This window comes from Pseudomonas mercuritolerans (genome assembly GCF_025706525.1).
Taxonomy (GTDB): Bacteria; Pseudomonadota; Gammaproteobacteria; order Pseudomonadales; family Pseudomonadaceae; genus Aquipseudomonas; species Aquipseudomonas mercuritolerans.
This window is the reverse complement of record NZ_JAMSHA010000003.1, coordinates 598,488-614,514: the sequence shown is the minus strand read 5'-3', so window position 1 is coordinate 614,514 and position 16,027 is coordinate 598,488. Positions and strand designations below refer to the sequence as shown.

Below are 16,027 nucleotides of genomic sequence, written 5' to 3'. Positions count from 1 at the left end.
GGCGGGCTTTTGTTTTCCTGTGGGAGCGAGCCTGCTCGCGAATGCGGCGTATCAGGCGCTATTAATGCTGAATGTCTCGCCCCTTTCGCGAGCAGGCTCGCTCCCACAAGGTAAGGCGGTTACGCCGTACGCTGAGCCTTCTCTTCTTCGCCCAGGCAAGCCGCCGCGGTAAACAGTACGTCAGTCGACGAGTTCAGCGCGGTCTCCGCCGAATCCTGCAGCACGCCAATAATGAAGCCCACTGCCACGACCTGCATGGCGATCTCGCTCGGGATGCCGAACAGGCTGCACGCCAGCGGAATCAGCAGCAGCGAACCACCGGCCACACCCGAAGCGCCACAGGCGCAAATCGCGGCGACGACGCTGAGCAGGATCGCGGTCGGAATGTCCACAGCGATGCCCAAGGTGTGCACCGCCGCCAGGGTCAGCACGGTAATGGTGATCGCCGCACCGGCCATGTTGATCGTCGCGCCCAGCGGGATCGATACCGAGTAGGTGTCTTCGTGCAGGCCCAGGCGCTTGCTCAATTCCAGATTGACCGGAATGTTCGCCGCCGAGCTGCGGGTGAAGAACGCGGTGATGCCGCTTTCGCGCAGGCACATCAGGGTCAACGGGTACGGATTGCGGCGCAGCTTCCAGAACACGATCAGCGGGTTCATCACCAGCGCGACGAACAGCATGCAGCCCAGCAGCACCGCCAGCAGGTGCGCGTAGCCGAGCAGCGCGCCAAAACCGGAGGTGGCCAGTGTCGACGCGACCAGGCCGAAGATGCCCAGCGGCGCGAAGCGAATGACCACGCGGACGATAACTGTGACGCCGTTGGACAAGTCACCGAGCACTTCGCGAGTGGTGTCGCCAGCGTGGCGGATGGCAATGCCCATGCCGATCGCCCAGGCCAGAATGCCGATGAAATTGGCATTCATCAGCGCGCTGACCGGGTTATCGACGACGCTCAGCAACAGGCTTTGCAGCACTTCGCCGATGCCGCCGGGCGCAGTCACGGCAACGTTTTCGGTGGACAACACCAGATTCGACGGGAACGCCATGCTGGCGACCACGGCCACCACCGCAGCGCTGAATGTACCCAGCAGGTACAGGAACAGGATCGGCCGGATGTGGGTTTCCTGGCCGTGCTTGTGGTTGGCGATCGAGGCCATCACCAGCACGAACACCAGAATCGGCGCCACGGCTTTCAACGCCGAGACAAACACCTTGCCGATGAACGCGGTGGACTTCGCCAGCTCCGGTGCAATCAGGGCCAGGGCAATACCGGCGATCAGACCAATGACGATCTGGCTGACCAGACTCAAGCGTTTCAGGCGTTGCAGTAACGAAGGGGATGAAGCGGTCATAGCGGCATCTCTGTTTTTTATAGGGTGCGAAGCGTCGTGGGCAGTCACGAAACGCCTGTCGAAGTGACATCAACGCCGCCAAACGGCACGTTGAACAGCTGTACGATTTTCAGGGCGCGGACTTTATCACAGCGTAGGCGTGAACCTTCAGGCCTGTGACGATCTGCCACCGGATCGGCCCGGCAGATCGGCAGTTTTGGGCAACTCAGTGCGGACGCAGTCTGTTAAGCTTCGCCATCCTCATTTTCAAGTTCTGCCAGCGGGCCTCCGGGTCATCGCTGGTGTCGTCGTTTTGCTGGAGTTGCGCATGCTGTTGCCTATTCTTCTGTTGTCCGCCGCCGGATTCACGGTGCTGACCACGGAATTCGTCATTGTCGGCCTGCTGCCGGCGATCGCCCGCGACCTCGAAGTCAGCATCCCGCAAGCCGGGCTGCTGGTGACCTTGTTCGCCTTTACCGTGGCGCTGTTCGGCCCATTCCTGACCGCTTATTTCGCCCGTTTTGAACGGCGCAAACTGTTCATCAGCATTCTGATCATGTTCGGTCTGGCCAATACCGTTGCAGCGTTGGCGCCGAATATCTGGGTGATGGCCATCGCGCGTCTGATTCCGGCGTTGGGTTTGCCGGTGTTCTGGGCATTGGCCAGTGAAACCGCCGTCGACATCGTCGGCCCGGATTTCGCCGGCCGCGCCATCGCCAAGATCGGCTTCGGTATCGTCTGCGCCACGGTGTTCGGCATTCCGGTCGGCACGCTGATTTCCGACGCGTTCGGCTGGCGCAGCGCATTCGGCATTCTGGCGCTGATCGCGTTTGCCAAAGCCTTGCTGCTGTTTGTCTACCTGCCGAAAACCAGTCTGCACCAGCATCAGGTCAGCTTCCGTTCGCAGTTCAAGATCCTGCGCAGCCCGCTGATGCTCGGCCATATCTTGTTGTCGATCCTGGTGTTCAGCGGCATGTTCACCGCTTACACCTACCTTGCTGACATCCTCGAACGACTTGCCGGTTTCAACGGCACCGTGGTCGGTTGGTGCCTGATGGCGTTTGGCGCCGTCGGGCTGATCGGCAACTCGCTCGGTGGGCGAGCGGTGGATCGGCATCCGCTGGGGGCGTCGGTGTTGTTCTGTGCGTTCATGATCGCCGGCATGGTTTCGCTGGTGCCGAACATTCATTCGCCAGTGGGTCTGGCGGTGGCGATGGGCATCTGGGGCGTGACTCAGGCGGCGCTGTTCCTGGTCAGCCATGTGCGCCTGATGAAAGCCGCGCCGGAAGCGCCGGCCTTCGCCGCGTCGCTGAACATCGCCGGGGCCAATCTCGGCATTGGTCTGGGCGCGATGGTTGGCGGCCGGGTGATCGACACTGCCGGGCTGGGCTTTCTCGGCTTTGCCGCTGCCGGCTTCATTTTGCTTTCGGTGTTCCTCGCCATGGTGCTGATGACGCTGAAGCCGCGTGAAGTCTGCGCTTCATAACCCGGTAAACAGCTCGCGTCGGGCACCCTCGGTAATCGCTACGATGCCAGGGTGCTTGACCTTGCGCTCAACGGAAATGGCATAGAACGACTCGCTCACGGCGTCGGTCTGGCCGATCAACTCGACGCCGTACTGGCGCTTCACTTCCTCGGCAATTACGCTCGGACCGATAAAGATCCCGCTGCCGGATTGGCCGAAGGCCTGCATCAAAGCACTGTCATCGAACTCGCCGACGATCTGCGGCTGGATCTGCTGTTCGGCGAACCAGCGCTGCAAACGGCTGCGCACCACGGTTTCCGCGCCGGGAATCAGCAGCGGTGCGCCGTGCAGGCTGCGCGGGAAATCCTGGCCATACTGCGCGGCGAGTTCGGCGGTGGCGAAAAAACTGATCCCGCATTCACCGAGCTTCTGGCTGTAGCCTTTGATGTCCAGATGCGAAGGCATCGGACTGTCGGAAATCACCAGATCCAGACGCTGAATGGCCAGATCGGCGAGCAGGCGCTCGAGCTTGTCTTCGCGGCAGGTGATGCGCAGCGGCTCGCTCAATTCCATGGTCGGCGCGATCAGGCGATAAACAATCGATTTGGGCACCACGTCGGCCACGCCGACGCGAAAGAGGATCTGCTGCTCGTTGGGCTGCGCACGCAGCATCAGCTCCAGCTCGCCGCCCAACTGAAACATCTGCTCGGCGTAGGGCAGGGCCTGGCGCCCGGCTTCGGTGAGTTCCAACTGGCGGCCAACCCGGCGAAACAATTCCACGCCATAGGTTTGTTCAAGCAGTGAGATCTGTCCGCTGATGGTCTGTGGCGTTAGGTTCAGTTGCTCGCAGGCGCGGACGATGCTGCCGGTTTTGGCCACAACCCAGAAGTAATGCAGTTGTCGGTAATTAAGCATATCGGTCGCCACTTCGTGAAAACCGAAGTATAGCCGCTAAAAATACGAATTTTCCTGAAGTGTTCATCTCCCTAGAATGCCCAGCCATCGACGGCCGGTGTGTGCGCCAGTCTGTTCATTCGAAGGAAACCTTATGAAATACACATTTCCCGCAGTGATGTTTGCGTCTTTACTGGTTCTGGCCGGTTGTGATCAGGCGGAAAAAAGCGCCCAACAACTGATGGGCGCGGCGGCTGAAACCGCCAAACAAGCGATTGACGACACCCATAAAGCCGCTGAGCAAGCGCTCAGTGATGCCACCGGTGGTTTGATCGAGAAAAAAGAAACCCCGGAAAAATCAGCGGAAGAATCCGAATCTTCCTCCAAGACCATCTAAACCGTCTTACACAGAGTCAGGACTGACCCATGGAATATCTGTTAGAACTCGCCGCCAGCCCCACCGCTTGGGTTGCTTTGGCCACACTGGTGGTAATGGAAATCGTGCTCGGCATCGATAACCTGATCTTTATCTCGATCCTGACCAACAAGTTGCCCGAACAGCATCGGCAGAAGGCGCGCCGTATCGGTATCGGCATGGCCCTGATTCTGCGTCTGGCACTGCTGAGCACCATCGCGTTCATCGTGCAGTTGACCGAGCCTGTGATCGAAATCCTCGGCCAGGCGTTCTCCTGGAAGGACATGATCCTGATCGCCGGTGGCCTGTTCCTGGTGTGGAAAGCCACGACCGAGATCCATCACAGCATGGACCCGTCGCCGGAAGACCCGAAAACAGCGACTTCGACCGTAACGCTTGGTTTTGCCGCAGCTATCGGTCAGATCCTGATGCTCGACATGGTGTTCTCGATCGACAGCATCATTACCGCTGTCGGCATGACCGAACACTTGCCGATCATGATCATCGCGGTGGTGGTGTCGGTGCTGGTGATGCTGCTCGCGGCTGACCCGCTGGCCAAGTTCATCAACGATAACCCGACGGTGGTCATGCTGGCGCTGGGCTTCCTGATCATGATCGGCATGACGCTGATCGCCGAAGGCTTCGGCGCTCACGTACCGAAAGGTTATGTGTACGCGGCCATGGCTTTCTCGGCCGGTATCGAGGTGTTGAACATGATGTCGCGCCGGGCGAAGCAGAAGAAGGTTGCTCAGCAGGCGTAATTGCTGAGAACACAAAAACCGCCTGGGCTGGTTGAGCTCAGGCGGTTTTTTTCGCTTTGATATTGGCGGTGTGTTTGAGAACCAGCCCCTCATCGGAACGCCGCCCGCCCAGCCCTCTCCCGAGGGAGAGGGAGACGATTTTTGGGCTTTTCAAATGCTGAGTTCGGCTGGATATTTCAAGTCGGCGTAACTCAAAAGAACAACCCCGGTCAGTTCCCTCTCCCTCCGGGAGAGGGCTAGGGTGAGGGCGCTTTTAATCTTCAATGCGCAGTAACGTGTCGCACTGGATGTTTCTCTGTCTTCTCATCCGGCATCGTCTGCACCGGATGATGATGGCGCCGCGAAATCCGCAGCACGCCCCACAACATGGCAGTCGCCACGGCCAGCCAGCCGGCTATCAACATCACGATGGTCATGGTCAGGCTCATTGATGCCTCCTCTTCGCCCTGCATCGGGCGCCCGCTTTTCGCAATTCGCTCTATTTGAGTGACAGTCTAGTCAATGGGGTGTTTCAAGCTATTGACCAAAGGTCGTTAGCCACCAATCAGTTTGCTCTATGCAATCGCAGAGTCTGCGGTTTAAGGCTATACCGCGGGCGGGTGCGGCTCTATGATCGCTGGCGTTGCCGGAACACGATGACCGGCGTCTGGAAGAGAGTGACGATGGTGCAGGTATTTTCTCGAGTGCGTGGAGCGTTGCTTGCCAGCGTTTGCGTGGTGTTGCTGAGCGGATGTGCGGGCAACGTAGCGCCAGAAGTCAAACGCTTGCCGGAGCGGGTTGAGCTCAGTGGCACCTTCTATCGTGGCGAAGCCAACCAGAGTGGGCCACAGGTGCTGGCCAGTCTGCTGTCGCAACAAGGCATCGTCATCACCCCGGGCCTTCTCGAAAAGCCGCTGCACTTGCCGGGTGCCGAGGACAAGCTGCAGCAGAACATGCAGAACCTCGCCCGCGAATACGGTCTGGTGGTTTATCCGCTCGACAGCAAGCTGCCGGCCTTGCTGACCCAGGTCGCAGCGGGCTACCCGGTCATGGTGCGTTTCAGCGAAGGTTCGGCATTCTGGGCCGAGCCGCGTTACGCGATCCTGTCCGGCTACGATCGCAATAAACAGAAGGTCCTGCTGCGCGCCGGCATGAACCGTCGGCAGTTGATGGATTTCGGCAGCTTTCAAGCAGCGCTCGAAAAGGCCGGTGGCTGGGCAATCCTGATTCAGAAACCGGCGCAGATCCCGGCAGCCGTCGACCGCTCCCGTTGGCTGAAAGCCGCCGATGAACTGGCGCAGGCCGGTGAGGAAAACGCTGCGGCGCAGGCTAGAAAGGCTTTGGCGGCGCAATAAGCCTCCGTTCGTCATCTGCCGGGCACGACTGCGCCCGGCCAGCCTCTGAAGATTAATGCCCGTGCTTCGCGGGTGAATCAAGGAGGCAACATGGCAGATTCCCCAAACCCGAAAGGCCCGCACTCGTCCGAACATTCCTCCGGTGACGATCTGGGATTCGATCCGGATTCGCCGGACCTTGACGATCCGCAAGTCGATCCGGTCGGGCCGGCGAAGGCGCCGCTGGATGTCGAGCCCGGTGAAGATCCGAAGAAACCGGCCAAGCCCTATGATCCGTTAGCCGATCTGAAACCTTGATGTGAGGTGCATATGAGTACCGATTCAAGCTTCGATGACCACAAACCTGACAGCGTACCGACCACTTCGGAGCCAGAAGTTGATCCTGTGCTGGATCCAGACAGCCCGATGCGCGACCCGCTGGCGCGGCCAAATGTGCTGACTCCGGACGTTTCGCCAGAGCCGAGCTCTGGCGATGGCATCCCCGATGACGACAAGATGCCGCTGCCCAACGACTGATGCGCAGACGAAAAAAGCCCCGAAGATTCGGGGCTTTTTCATCAACGCTGGATTTACTTGGCCGCCTCGACTACGCCGCTCTGACGGCTCTTGAGGTTTTTGTCGGCTTTGTACTGCTGTGCCACCGCAGGAACACTGGCGCTGCGCCCGGTTTCCACCCAGCTGCGGATACGGCTGGCATCGGCAAAATGCGTGTATTTGCCAAACGCATCGAGAATCACCAAGGCGACCGGACGGTTGCCCATCTTCGTCACCAGCACCAGGCAATGGCCGGCCGGGTTGGTGAAGCCGGTCTTGGTGATCTTGATGTCCCAATCGGCCTTATTGACCAAGTGGTCGGTATTGCGGAAGCCCAGGGTGTAGTTAGGCTTGCGGAACGCCACGGTTTTTTCCTTGGTGGTGGTCAGTTGCACCAGAAGCGGTTGCTTGTGCGCAGCCACCAGCAGTTTGCTCAGGTCGCGGGCGGTGGAAACGTTGCGCTCCGACAAGCCGGTCGGCTCGACAAAGTGCGTGCTGGTCATGCCCAGCGCCTTGGCCTTGGCGTTCATTGCCGCGATAAAAGCAGCGTAGCCGCCCGGATAGTGATGGGCGAGGCTGGCGGCAGCGCGGTTTTCCGAGGACATCAAGGCGATCAGCAGCATCTCGCGGCGTGGCAGCTCACTCTTGAGTTTGACCCGGGAGAACACGCCCTTCATTTCCGGAGTGTTCCTGATGTCGACATCGATCCATTCGTCCATGTTCTGTCGAGCTTCTACCACTACCAGGCCAGTCATCAGCTTGCTGACGGAGGCGATCGGCACGATCACGTCAGGGTTGCTGGAATAAATGACTTTATTGGTCTGCATATCCATGAGCAGGGCGCTGCCGGACGCGATCTTCAAGCTCGAAGCGTCCCGTGGGGCCGCAGTGGTTTCCGCAGCGTTGATCGTTGGCGTGATGAATGTGCCTGTAACAGCAAAAAACAGGCTCAGAATCGAGAGACGAATTTTCACGCGGGCGAACTCTAAAAGGTTGGATATACCGTTAGTTTGTAACGGGTTATTTCTTTAAACCGGCGCATTTTAGGAGTATGGCTGAAGAACTGTCGATGGTTGTTTGAAAGACCTGAAAATCTCGTGAAAAGGCCTGTAAAAAGAGCGGTTTCCGGCGAACGGTTGAAGTTTTTTCTCAGACATGAAAAACCCCGCGCGGGGCGGGGTTCTTCTCTTGCCGAAAAAACCGCTCAGACGTGCAGGGTTTCTGCCGCGTAGAGGGTATTTTCCAGCAGGCAGGCGCGGGTCATCGGGCCAACGCCGCCTGGTACCGGGGTGATCCAGCCAGCGCGGGGCAGGGCGGTTTCGTAGACGACGTCGCCGACCAGTTTGCCGTCGTCCTGACGATTGATGCCGACGTCGATCACGATCGCGCCTTCCTTGATCCACTCGCCCTTGACCAGACCCGGCTTGCCAGCGGCAACGACCACCAGATCAGCACGGCCGACGTGGCCGGCCAGATCCTTGGTGAAGCGGTGGGTCACGGTCACGGTGCAGCCGGCCAGCAACAATTCCATGGCCATCGGGCGACCGACGATATTGGAGGCGCCGACGACCACGGCGTCCATTCCGTAGAGATCTGCACCAGTGCTTTCGAGCAGGGTCATGATGCCTTTCGGTGTGCAGGGGCGCAGCAGTGGGATGCGCTGGGCCAGGCGACCGACGTTGTACGGGTGGAAACCGTCGACGTCTTTGTCCGGGCGGATGCGTTCCAGCAGTTTGGAGGCGTCGAGGTGTTCGGGCAGAGGCAACTGCAGGAGAACGCCGTCGATGGCCGGGTCGTCGTTGAGGCGATCGATCAGATCGGTCAGGGCGTCCTGAGTGGTGTCGGAGGGCAGGTCGTAGGCTTGAGAGAGGAAGCCAACCTCTTCACAGTCTTTACGCTTGTGCGAGACATAAACCTGAGAGGCAGGATCGCTGCCGACCAGGATCACCGCGAGGCCGGGGGTGCGCAGGCCTTGCTGGCGACGCTCGGCAACTCGTTGGGCGATCTGCTGGCGCAGGCTGGCGGCGATCGATTTGCCGTCGATTAGTTGTGCAGTCATTGCGCGTGATTAACCATCGAGAGGGGAAAAAATGAGAACGCATTCTCGCATGTCGAGCGGTGAGGGCAAAGGCGCTTGGTCAGCAAATTCCGCTAACTCCTTTAATTAAATGAATTTTTTTCAAAAAGGATTTGACGACCTTTGGAGCCCTCTATACTATTCGTCGCACTTGTCGGGCACAGCCTAGCACTGGTTAAGAAGGTGAAGCGGAATCAAGGTTCTGCGACACTGGAAAGCACTTAGTTTGTAGTCCTTTAAGAGTACAGATTAACAAGGCGCCCGTAGCTCAGCTGGATAGAGCATCCGCCTTCTAAGCGGATGGTCGCAGGTTCGAGTCCTGCCGGGTGCGCCATTAGGCAGCTTTGGCACAAGTAACGCGATATGGTGGGCGTAGCTCAGTTGGTAGAGCACGGGATTGTGACTCCCGTTGTCGTGGGTTCGATCCCCATCGTCCACCCCATATTTCGAAAGGCGCCAGATTTAACGGTCTGGCGCCTTTGCTTTAAAAGCTTCATCCGCGGATGTGGTGGAATTGGTAGACACACTGGATTTAGGTTCCAGCGCCGCGAGGCGTAAGAGTTCGAGTCTCTTCATCCGCACCAAATAAAGCTTCATCAATGCCTCGGGCCTGATGAAGTTTCGACAAAGAAGTTGTTTGGCTTTTTTGTTACGCAATATGGTGGGCGTAGCTCAGTTGGTAGAGCACGGGATTGTGACTCCCGTTGTCGTGGGTTCGATCCCCATCGTCCACCCCATATTTCGAAAGGCGCCAGATTTAACAGTCTGGCGCCTTTTTTGTTTTAGCGGTTTCGAAATCCGGCCATGGCCGATTTCGAAGCGCAGGGCAGGGCACTTCATCGCTTTTAAAGGATCGGATGACGCTGAACTGCTCGTCGTTCCGGTTTTGCTGGAATGGCTGTCAGGGCTGATCTGATTGTTTCTTCTATATATAGAAGCGTTGATGCAGGGCCCTGACCTGAGCACTTGTATTCGCCAGTGGAGTGCACGGCATTCGTGCGGCGCTCCCTATAAATTGCCTGCTGTTTTTTTACCCGTTTCCAGTAGGGTGACTTCTTGAGTTTGACCCACTAGAATGCATGCCCTTGATTCTGGGGTCGGAAACGGCCGGCTAACGTCTGTGCAACGAGGAATATCCATGCAAGTTTCTGTTGAAAATACTACTGCTCTCGAGCGCCGCATGAGCGTCACCGTGCCGGCAGAGCGCATCGAGACTCAGGTCAACAAGCGTCTGCAGCAGACTGCCCAAAAGGCCAAAATTGCTGGCTTCCGTCCAGGCAAAGTGCCAATGAGCGAAATCAAGCGCCGTTTCGGTGCTGATGCGCGTCAGGAAGCTGTAGGCGATGTGATCCAGTCTTCGTTCTACGAAGCTGTGGTTGAGCAGAAGCTCAACCCTGCCGGTTCGCCTTCGATCGAGCCAAAGTCGCTCGAAGCGGGCAAGGATCTGGAATACGTTGCTGTATTCGAAGTCTTCCCTGAGTTCACCGTTGCTGGCTTCGAAGGCATCACCGTTGAGCGTCTGAGCGCTGAAGTGGCTGACGCTGACCTGGACAAGATGCTCGACATCCTGCGCAAGCAGAACACCCGTTTCGAAGTGGCCGACCGTGCCGCGCAGAACGAAGACCAACTGAACATCGATTTCGTTGGCAAGGTTGACGGCGAAGTGTTCGCTGGCGGCTCCGCCAAGGGCACTCAGCTGGTACTGGGTTCCGGTCGCATGATCCCGGGCTTCGAAGAAGGCCTGGTTGGCGCTAAGGCTGGCGAAGAGCGCGTTCTGAACCTGACCTTCCCTGAGGACTATCAGAACCTGGACCTGGCTGGCAAAGCCGCCGAGTTCACCGTGACCGTCAACACTGTGTCCGAGCCTAAGCTGCCTGAGCTGAACGAAGAGTTCTTCGCTCAATTCGGCATCAAGGAAAGCGGCATCGACGGTTTCCGCACCGAAGTTCGCAAGAACATGGAGCGTGAACTGCGTCAGGCGATCAAATCCAAGGTCAAGAATCAGGTAATGGATGGTCTGCTGGCCACCAACCCGATCGAAGTGCCAAAGGCTCTGCTGTCCAACGAAGTTGACCGTCTGCGCGTGCAGGCTGTTCAGCAATTCGGCGGCAATATCAAGCCAGACCAACTGCCGGCCGAGCTGTTCGAAGAGCAAGCCAAGCGCCGCGTCGTGCTGGGTCTGATCGTTGCTGAAGTGGTCAAGCAGTTCGATCTGAAGCCTGATGAAGCTCGCGTTCGCGAAATGATTCAGGAAATGGCTTCCGCTTACCAGGAGCCTGAGCAGGTCGTGTCGTGGTACTACAAAAACGAGCAGCAACTGAACGAAGTGCGTTCGGTTGTGCTGGAAGAACAAGTTGTGGATACTGTTCTGCAGAAAGCTAGTGTGACCGACAAATCGGTCTCCTACGAAGAAGCAGTCAAGCCGGTAGAAGCTCCAGCAGCCGACTGATTGATTTTGCGTTAGAAGTGCACACCATAAGCCAGCTCTCGAGCTGGCTTATGCGTATTCAAGACATAACTATTTGGGAGCGACTGCAGAGCATGTTCCGTAATTCTTATATTCAGCAGAACTCTGATATCCAGGCCGCCGGCGGCCTGGTCCCGATGGTTGTCGAGCAGTCCGCTCGTGGCGAACGCGCCTACGACATCTACTCGCGCCTGCTCAAGGAGCGAGTGATCTTTCTGGTGGGCCCGGTAGAGGACTACATGGCCAACCTGATCTGTGCGCAACTGCTGTTCCTTGAAGCGGAAAACCCGGACAAGGACATCCATCTGTACATCAACTCGCCGGGCGGTTCGGTGACTGCCGGCATGTCGATCTACGACACCATGCAGTTCATCAAGCCGAACGTATCGACCACCTGCATCGGTCAGGCCTGCAGCATGGGCGCATTCCTGCTCACCGCAGGTGCACCGGGCAAGCGTTTCTGCCTGCCGAACTCGCGCGTGATGATTCACCAGCCACTGGGCGGTTTCCAGGGCCAGGCGTCGGACATCGAAATCCACGCCAAGGAAATCCTCTTCATCCGCGAGCGTCTGAACATGCTGATGGCCAAGCACAGCGGCCGTACTCTGGAAGAAATCGAGCGCGATACCAATCGCGACAACTTCATGAGTGCCGAAGCTGCGAAGGAATACGGCCTGATCGACGAAGTGATCAACCAGCGTCCAGCTTAATATAAGCAGCGCAAAACAGGCCTGATCGGCATGTCCGATCAGCGGCGGGCTTGAAAAAGCCCGCAATAGCCTTCATCTTGTGTTGCAAGCCTATCGGATTTGGATCGAACGAATGACTGACACCCGCAACGGCGAGGACAACGGCAAGCTGCTCTATTGCTCCTTCTGTGGCAAAAGCCAGCATGAAGTGCGCAAATTGATTGCCGGCCCCTCGGTCTTTATCTGCGACGAGTGCGTCGACCTGTGCAATGACATCATCCGCGAGGAGGTGCAGGAAGCACAGGCCGAAAGCAGCGCGCATAAATTGCCTTCGCCTAAAGAAATCAGCGGCATCCTTGACCAGTACGTCATTGGTCAGGAGCGTGCGAAAAAGGTTTTGGCCGTAGCGGTGTACAACCACTACAAGCGCCTGAACCAGCGTGACAAAAAGGCTGACGACGTCGAACTCGGCAAGAGCAACATCCTGCTGATCGGCCCGACAGGCTCCGGTAAAACCCTGCTGGCCGAAACACTGGCCCGCTTGCTGAACGTTCCGTTCACCATCGCTGACGCAACTACCCTCACCGAGGCAGGTTACGTGGGTGAAGATGTCGAGAACATCATTCAGAAGCTGCTGCAGAAGTGCGATTACGACGTAGAGAAAGCCCAGATGGGCATTGTCTACATCGACGAAATCGACAAGATTTCCCGCAAGTCCGACAACCCGTCGATCACCCGTGATGTTTCCGGTGAAGGCGTGCAGCAGGCCTTGCTCAAGTTGATCGAAGGCACGGTCGCTTCGGTACCGCCGCAAGGTGGCCGCAAGCATCCGCAGCAGGAATTCCTGCAGGTCGACACCCGTAACATCCTGTTCATCTGCGGCGGCGCGTTCTCTGGCCTGGAAAAGGTCATTCAGAATCGTTCCACCAAGGGCGGCATCGGCTTCAACGCCGAAGTGCGCAGCAAGGAAGAGGGCAAGAAAGTCGGCGAATCCCTACGCGAAGTCGAGCCTGACGATCTGGTCAAGTTCGGTCTGATCCCGGAATTCGTCGGTCGTCTGCCGGTCCTGGCGACACTGGACGAGCTCGACGAGGCTGCGCTGATGCAAATCCTCACCGAGCCGAAAAATGCTCTGACCAAACAGTATGCCAAGCTGTTCGAGATGGAAGGCGTGGATCTGGAATTCCGCTCCGACGCGCTTAAATCGGTCGCCAAGCGTGCCCTGGAACGTAAAACCGGTGCCCGTGGCCTGCGTTCGATTCTCGAAGGTGTATTGCTCGACACGATGTATGAAATCCCCTCGCAGTCCGAGGTGAGCAAAGTCGTGATCGATGAAAGCGTCATCGAAGGCAAGTCCAAGCCACTGTATATTTACGAAAACAGTGAGCCGACGGCCAAGGCAGCGCCGGACGCGTAAGTGTCTACCGCGCCGCAACAAGGAAGGGGCCTTCGGGCCTCTTTTTTTTTATGTCATTTTTTACCTCCGCATTACGCTTGTTTTTTTTCGAGGCAGCCCCCATCTTGGTTTCAAGCTTAATTCCATCTGATTACGGCCATACGGCCGCCGTAGAGGCGAAATCATGAAGACAACCATCGAATTGCCTCTCCTGCCATTGCGTGATGTCGTGGTTTATCCGCACATGGTTATCCCGCTGTTCGTGGGGCGCGAGAAATCCATCGAAGCCCTCGAGGCCGCGATGACGGGTGACAAGCAGATTCTGCTGCTGGCTCAGAGAAACCCGGCTGACGATGATCCCGGTGAAGACGCTCTCTATCGCGTGGGTACGATTGCCACGGTTCTGCAGCTGCTGAAGCTGCCTGATGGCACCGTCAAGGTTCTGGTCGAAGGTGAGCAGCGTGGCACCGTCGAACGCTTCAGCGAAGTCGAAGGCCACTGCCGCGCCGAAGTCTCGCTGATCGAAGAAGTCGACGCCGCCGAGCGCGAGTCGGAAGTCTTCGTGCGCACGCTGCTGTCGCAGTTCGAACAATACGTCCAGCTGGGCAAGAAGGTTCCGGCTGAAGTCCTGTCGTCGCTCAACAGTATCGATGAGCCCGGTCGTCTGGTCGACACCATGGCCGCGCACATGGCGCTGAAAATCGAGCAGAAGCAGGAAATCCTCGAGATCATCGATCTGTCGGCCCGTGTCGAACACGTGCTGGCGCTGCTGGATGCCGAAATCGACCTGCTGCAGGTTGAAAAACGCATCCGCGGTCGCGTCAAGAAGCAGATGGAGCGCAGTCAGCGCGAGTACTACCTGAACGAGCAGATGAAGGCCATTCAGAAAGAACTCGGTGACGGCGACGAAGGCCACAACGAAATCGAAGAGCTGAAAAAGCGCATCGATGCTGCCGGCCTGCCGAAAGACGCGCTGGCAAAGGCGACTGCCGAGCTGAACAAGCTCAAGCAGATGTCGCCGATGTCGGCTGAAGCCACCGTGGTGCGTTCCTACATCGACTGGCTGGTGCAGGTGCCGTGGAAGGCGCAGAGCAAAGTACGCCTCGACCTGGCCCGTGCAGAAGACATTCTCGACGCCGATCACTACGGCCTCGAAGAGGTCAAGGAGCGCATCCTTGAATACCTCGCCGTGCAGAAGCGCGTGAAGAAAATCCGTGGCCCGGTGTTGTGCCTGGTCGGTCCACCAGGCGTGGGTAAAACCTCGCTGGCGGAATCGATTGCCCATGCCACCAACCGTAAATTCGTACGTATGGCCTTGGGCGGCGTGCGTGACGAAGCGGAAATCCGTGGTCACCGCCGGACCTACATCGGTTCGATGCCGGGAAGATTGATTCAAAAGATGACAAAAGTGGGCGTACGCAACCCGCTGTTCCTGCTCGATGAAATCGACAAGATGGGCAGCGACATGCGTGGCGATCCGGCGTCGGCGTTGCTGGAGGTGCTCGATCCCGAGCAGAACCACAACTTCAACGATCACTATCTGGAAGTCGATTACGACCTGTCCGATGTGATGTTCCTGTGCACCTCGAACTCGATGAACATCCCGCCAGCGCTGCTGGACCGGATGGAAGTGATTCGTCTGCCGGGTTACACCGAAGACGAGAAGATCAACATCGCCGTGAAATACCTCTCGCCGAAACAGATCGCCGCTAATGGTCTGAAGAAGGGCGAGCTGGAGTTCGACGAGGAAGCCATCCGCGACATCATCCGTTATTACACCCGTGAAGCGGGCGTGCGGGGTCTCGAGCGGCAGATCGCCAAGGTCTGCCGCAAGGCAGTCAAAGAGCATGCGCTGGAAAAACGCTTCTCGGTAAAAGTGACAGCTGACTTGCTCGAGCATTTCCTTGGCGTGCGCAAGTTCCGCTACGGCCTGGCCGAGCAACAGGATCAGGTGGGGCAGGTGACTGGCCTGGCGTGGACTCAGGTTGGTGGCGAATTGCTGACCATCGAGGCCGCAGTGATTCCGGGTAAAGGGCAACTGATCAAGACCGGTTCGCTCGGTGATGTGATGGTCGAATCGATCACTGCCGCACAGACCGTTGTGCGCAGCCGCGCCAAGAGCCTGGGCATCCCGCTGGACTTCCACGAGAAGCGCGACACCCACATTCACATGCCGGAAGGTGCTACGCCGAAAGACGGACCTAGCGCTGGCGTGGGCATGTGCACCGCGTTGGTCTCGGCATTGACCGGCATTCCGGTGCGCGCCGATGTCGCCATGACCGGTGAGATCACTCTGCGTGGGCAAGTGCTGGCAATTGGCGGTTTGAAAGAAAAACTGCTGGCGGCACATCGCGGCGGAATCAAGATTGTGATTATTCCGGAAGAAAACGTCCGCGATCTGAAGGAGATTCCTGACAATATCAAGCAGGATCTGCAGATCAAACCGGTTAAATGGATTGACGAGGTCCTGCAAATTGCGCTGCAATACGCGCCGGAGCCCTTGCCGGATGTGGCTCCGGAGATAGTTGCCAAGGACGAAAAACGCGAGTCTGATGCCAAGGAAAGAATTAGCACGCATTAATACGTTTTAGCCTGGGGGGCTTTCCTTGACAGCATTTTAGAGCCCTTGTTATAAAGCGGCTCTTAAGTGTCTGTAGGCCATTC

15 protein-coding genes and 4 tRNA genes are annotated in these 16,027 nt (G+C 57.8%); 14 read left to right on the top strand and 5 right to left on the bottom strand.

The features are described 5' to 3' along the window. Nucleotides 1-119 precede the first annotated feature (119 nt). The gene (sstT, locus tag ND528_RS11285; RefSeq protein ID WP_024013468.1) at nucleotides 120-1,352 is read right to left on the bottom strand and encodes a serine/threonine transporter SstT; all 1,233 of its coding nucleotides are present in this window, start codon (nucleotides 1,350-1,352) and stop codon (nucleotides 120-122) included. A 307-nt stretch (nucleotides 1,353-1,659) separates the two neighbouring features. Between sstT and ND528_RS11280 the strand changes: the two genes are divergently transcribed. After that, nucleotides 1,660-2,817, top strand: coding sequence for an MFS transporter (locus tag ND528_RS11280; protein WP_122612098.1), 1,158 nt, complete (start codon nucleotides 1,660-1,662; stop codon nucleotides 2,815-2,817). On the opposite strand, the gene nhaR is transcribed toward ND528_RS11280, so the two are convergent. Continuing rightward, nucleotides 2,812-3,711 carry a transcriptional activator NhaR gene (gene nhaR, locus ND528_RS11275; protein WP_016775345.1) on the bottom strand — a complete coding sequence of 300 codons (900 nt, stop codon included), beginning with the start codon at nucleotides 3,709-3,711 and terminating at the stop codon, nucleotides 2,812-2,814. The genes ND528_RS11280 and nhaR overlap by 6 nt on opposite strands. A gap of 133 nt (nucleotides 3,712-3,844) precedes the next feature. Between nhaR and ND528_RS11270 the strand changes: the two genes are divergently transcribed. Further along, the gene (locus tag ND528_RS11270; protein ID WP_137214744.1) at nucleotides 3,845-4,087 is read left to right on the top strand and encodes a hypothetical protein; all 243 of its coding nucleotides are present in this window, start codon (nucleotides 3,845-3,847) and stop codon (nucleotides 4,085-4,087) included. 29 nt (nucleotides 4,088-4,116) lie between these two features. Further along, nucleotides 4,117-4,866 carry a TerC family protein gene (locus ND528_RS11265; protein WP_071172950.1) on the top strand — a complete coding sequence of 250 codons (750 nt, stop codon included), beginning with the start codon at nucleotides 4,117-4,119 and terminating at the stop codon, nucleotides 4,864-4,866. Between the two features lie 260 nt (nucleotides 4,867-5,126). Here the strand turns inward: ND528_RS11265 and ND528_RS11260 are convergent, their stop codons facing one another. Further along, entirely contained in the window at nucleotides 5,127-5,294 is a 168-nt protein-coding gene (locus ND528_RS11260; RefSeq protein WP_178083741.1) for a hypothetical protein, read from the bottom strand. Nucleotides 5,295-5,528: 234 nt separating this feature from the next. Between ND528_RS11260 and ND528_RS11255 the strand changes: the two genes are divergently transcribed. From ND528_RS11255 to ND528_RS11245, 3 genes are all read left to right on the top strand, one after another. Continuing rightward, nucleotides 5,529-6,200 carry a cysteine peptidase family C39 domain-containing protein gene (locus ND528_RS11255; RefSeq protein ID WP_263470411.1) on the top strand — a complete coding sequence of 224 codons (672 nt, stop codon included), beginning with the start codon at nucleotides 5,529-5,531 and terminating at the stop codon, nucleotides 6,198-6,200. 90 nt (nucleotides 6,201-6,290) lie between these two features. Beyond that, complete coding sequence (locus tag ND528_RS11250; RefSeq protein ID WP_024013462.1) at nucleotides 6,291-6,497, top strand: DUF6021 family protein; 207 nt, start codon at nucleotides 6,291-6,293, stop codon at nucleotides 6,495-6,497. Between the two features lie 12 nt (nucleotides 6,498-6,509). After that, a complete protein-coding gene (locus ND528_RS11245; protein WP_137214746.1) occupies nucleotides 6,510-6,716 on the top strand; it encodes a hypothetical protein in 207 nt (68 codons plus the stop codon). A gap of 53 nt (nucleotides 6,717-6,769) precedes the next feature. Here ND528_RS11245 and pbpG read toward each other — a convergent pair whose 3' ends face one another. Both pbpG and folD read right to left on the bottom strand, forming a co-directional pair. Further along, complete coding sequence (gene pbpG / locus ND528_RS11240) at nucleotides 6,770-7,708, bottom strand: D-alanyl-D-alanine endopeptidase (protein WP_212616707.1); 939 nt, start codon at nucleotides 7,706-7,708, stop codon at nucleotides 6,770-6,772. Between the two features lie 230 nt (nucleotides 7,709-7,938). After that, entirely contained in the window at nucleotides 7,939-8,793 is an 855-nt protein-coding gene (gene folD, locus ND528_RS11235) for a bifunctional methylenetetrahydrofolate dehydrogenase/methenyltetrahydrofolate cyclohydrolase FolD (protein WP_016775338.1), read from the bottom strand. 275 nt (nucleotides 8,794-9,068) lie between these two features. Between folD and ND528_RS11230 the strand changes: the two genes are divergently transcribed. From ND528_RS11230 to lon, 8 genes are all read left to right on the top strand, one after another. Then, nucleotides 9,069-9,145: transfer RNA gene (locus ND528_RS11230), tRNA-Arg, on the top strand. Between the two features lie 32 nt (nucleotides 9,146-9,177). Next, nucleotides 9,178-9,253, top strand: a tRNA-His gene (locus ND528_RS11225). 57 nt (nucleotides 9,254-9,310) lie between these two features. Beyond that, nucleotides 9,311-9,395: transfer RNA gene (locus tag ND528_RS11220), tRNA-Leu, on the top strand. 77 nt (nucleotides 9,396-9,472) lie between these two features. Then, a tRNA-His gene (locus tag ND528_RS11215) sits at nucleotides 9,473-9,548 on the top strand. Nucleotides 9,549-9,949: 401 nt separating this feature from the next. Then, a complete protein-coding gene (tig, locus tag ND528_RS11210; protein WP_042609166.1) occupies nucleotides 9,950-11,260 on the top strand; it encodes a trigger factor in 1,311 nt (436 codons plus the stop codon). 92 nt (nucleotides 11,261-11,352) lie between these two features. Next, complete coding sequence (gene clpP, locus ND528_RS11205; protein ID WP_016775336.1) at nucleotides 11,353-11,988, top strand: ATP-dependent Clp endopeptidase proteolytic subunit ClpP; 636 nt, start codon at nucleotides 11,353-11,355, stop codon at nucleotides 11,986-11,988. A 112-nt stretch (nucleotides 11,989-12,100) separates the two neighbouring features. Beyond that, nucleotides 12,101-13,384 carry an ATP-dependent Clp protease ATP-binding subunit ClpX gene (gene clpX / locus ND528_RS11200; RefSeq protein ID WP_016775335.1) on the top strand — a complete coding sequence of 428 codons (1,284 nt, stop codon included), beginning with the start codon at nucleotides 12,101-12,103 and terminating at the stop codon, nucleotides 13,382-13,384. Nucleotides 13,385-13,547: 163 nt separating this feature from the next. Beyond that, nucleotides 13,548-15,944 carry an endopeptidase La gene (gene lon / locus ND528_RS11195; protein WP_263470330.1) on the top strand — a complete coding sequence of 799 codons (2,397 nt, stop codon included), beginning with the start codon at nucleotides 13,548-13,550 and terminating at the stop codon, nucleotides 15,942-15,944. Nucleotides 15,945-16,027 lie beyond the last annotated feature (83 nt).

Excerpts from the sequence above, each read along its gene's own strand:
- ND528_RS11270 (WP_137214744.1), top strand. The coding sequence starts at position 3,845 with ATGAAATACACATTTCCCGCAGTGATGTTTGCGTCTTTACTGGTTCTG.
- folD (WP_016775338.1), bottom strand. The coding sequence starts at position 8,793 with ATGACTGCACAACTAATCGACGGCAAATCGATCGCCGCCAGCCTGCGC.
- clpP (WP_016775336.1), top strand. The coding sequence starts at position 11,353 with ATGTTCCGTAATTCTTATATTCAGCAGAACTCTGATATCCAGGCCGCC.
- nhaR (WP_016775345.1), bottom strand. The coding sequence starts at position 3,711 with ATGCTTAATTACCGACAACTGCATTACTTCTGGGTTGTGGCCAAAACC.
- tig (WP_042609166.1), top strand. The coding sequence starts at position 9,950 with ATGCAAGTTTCTGTTGAAAATACTACTGCTCTCGAGCGCCGCATGAGC.
- sstT (WP_024013468.1), bottom strand. The coding sequence starts at position 1,352 with ATGACCGCTTCATCCCCTTCGTTACTGCAACGCCTGAAACGCTTGAGT.
- ND528_RS11245 (WP_137214746.1), top strand. The coding sequence starts at position 6,510 with ATGAGTACCGATTCAAGCTTCGATGACCACAAACCTGACAGCGTACCG.
- lon (WP_263470330.1), top strand. The coding sequence starts at position 13,548 with ATGAAGACAACCATCGAATTGCCTCTCCTGCCATTGCGTGATGTCGTG.
- ND528_RS11255 (WP_263470411.1), top strand. The coding sequence starts at position 5,529 with ATGGTGCAGGTATTTTCTCGAGTGCGTGGAGCGTTGCTTGCCAGCGTT.
- clpX (WP_016775335.1), top strand. The coding sequence starts at position 12,101 with ATGACTGACACCCGCAACGGCGAGGACAACGGCAAGCTGCTCTATTGC.
- ND528_RS11280 (WP_122612098.1), top strand. The coding sequence starts at position 1,660 with ATGCTGTTGCCTATTCTTCTGTTGTCCGCCGCCGGATTCACGGTGCTG.
- ND528_RS11260 (WP_178083741.1), bottom strand. The coding sequence starts at position 5,294 with ATGAGCCTGACCATGACCATCGTGATGTTGATAGCCGGCTGGCTGGCC.
- ND528_RS11250 (WP_024013462.1), top strand. The coding sequence starts at position 6,291 with ATGGCAGATTCCCCAAACCCGAAAGGCCCGCACTCGTCCGAACATTCC.
- ND528_RS11265 (WP_071172950.1), top strand. The coding sequence starts at position 4,117 with ATGGAATATCTGTTAGAACTCGCCGCCAGCCCCACCGCTTGGGTTGCT.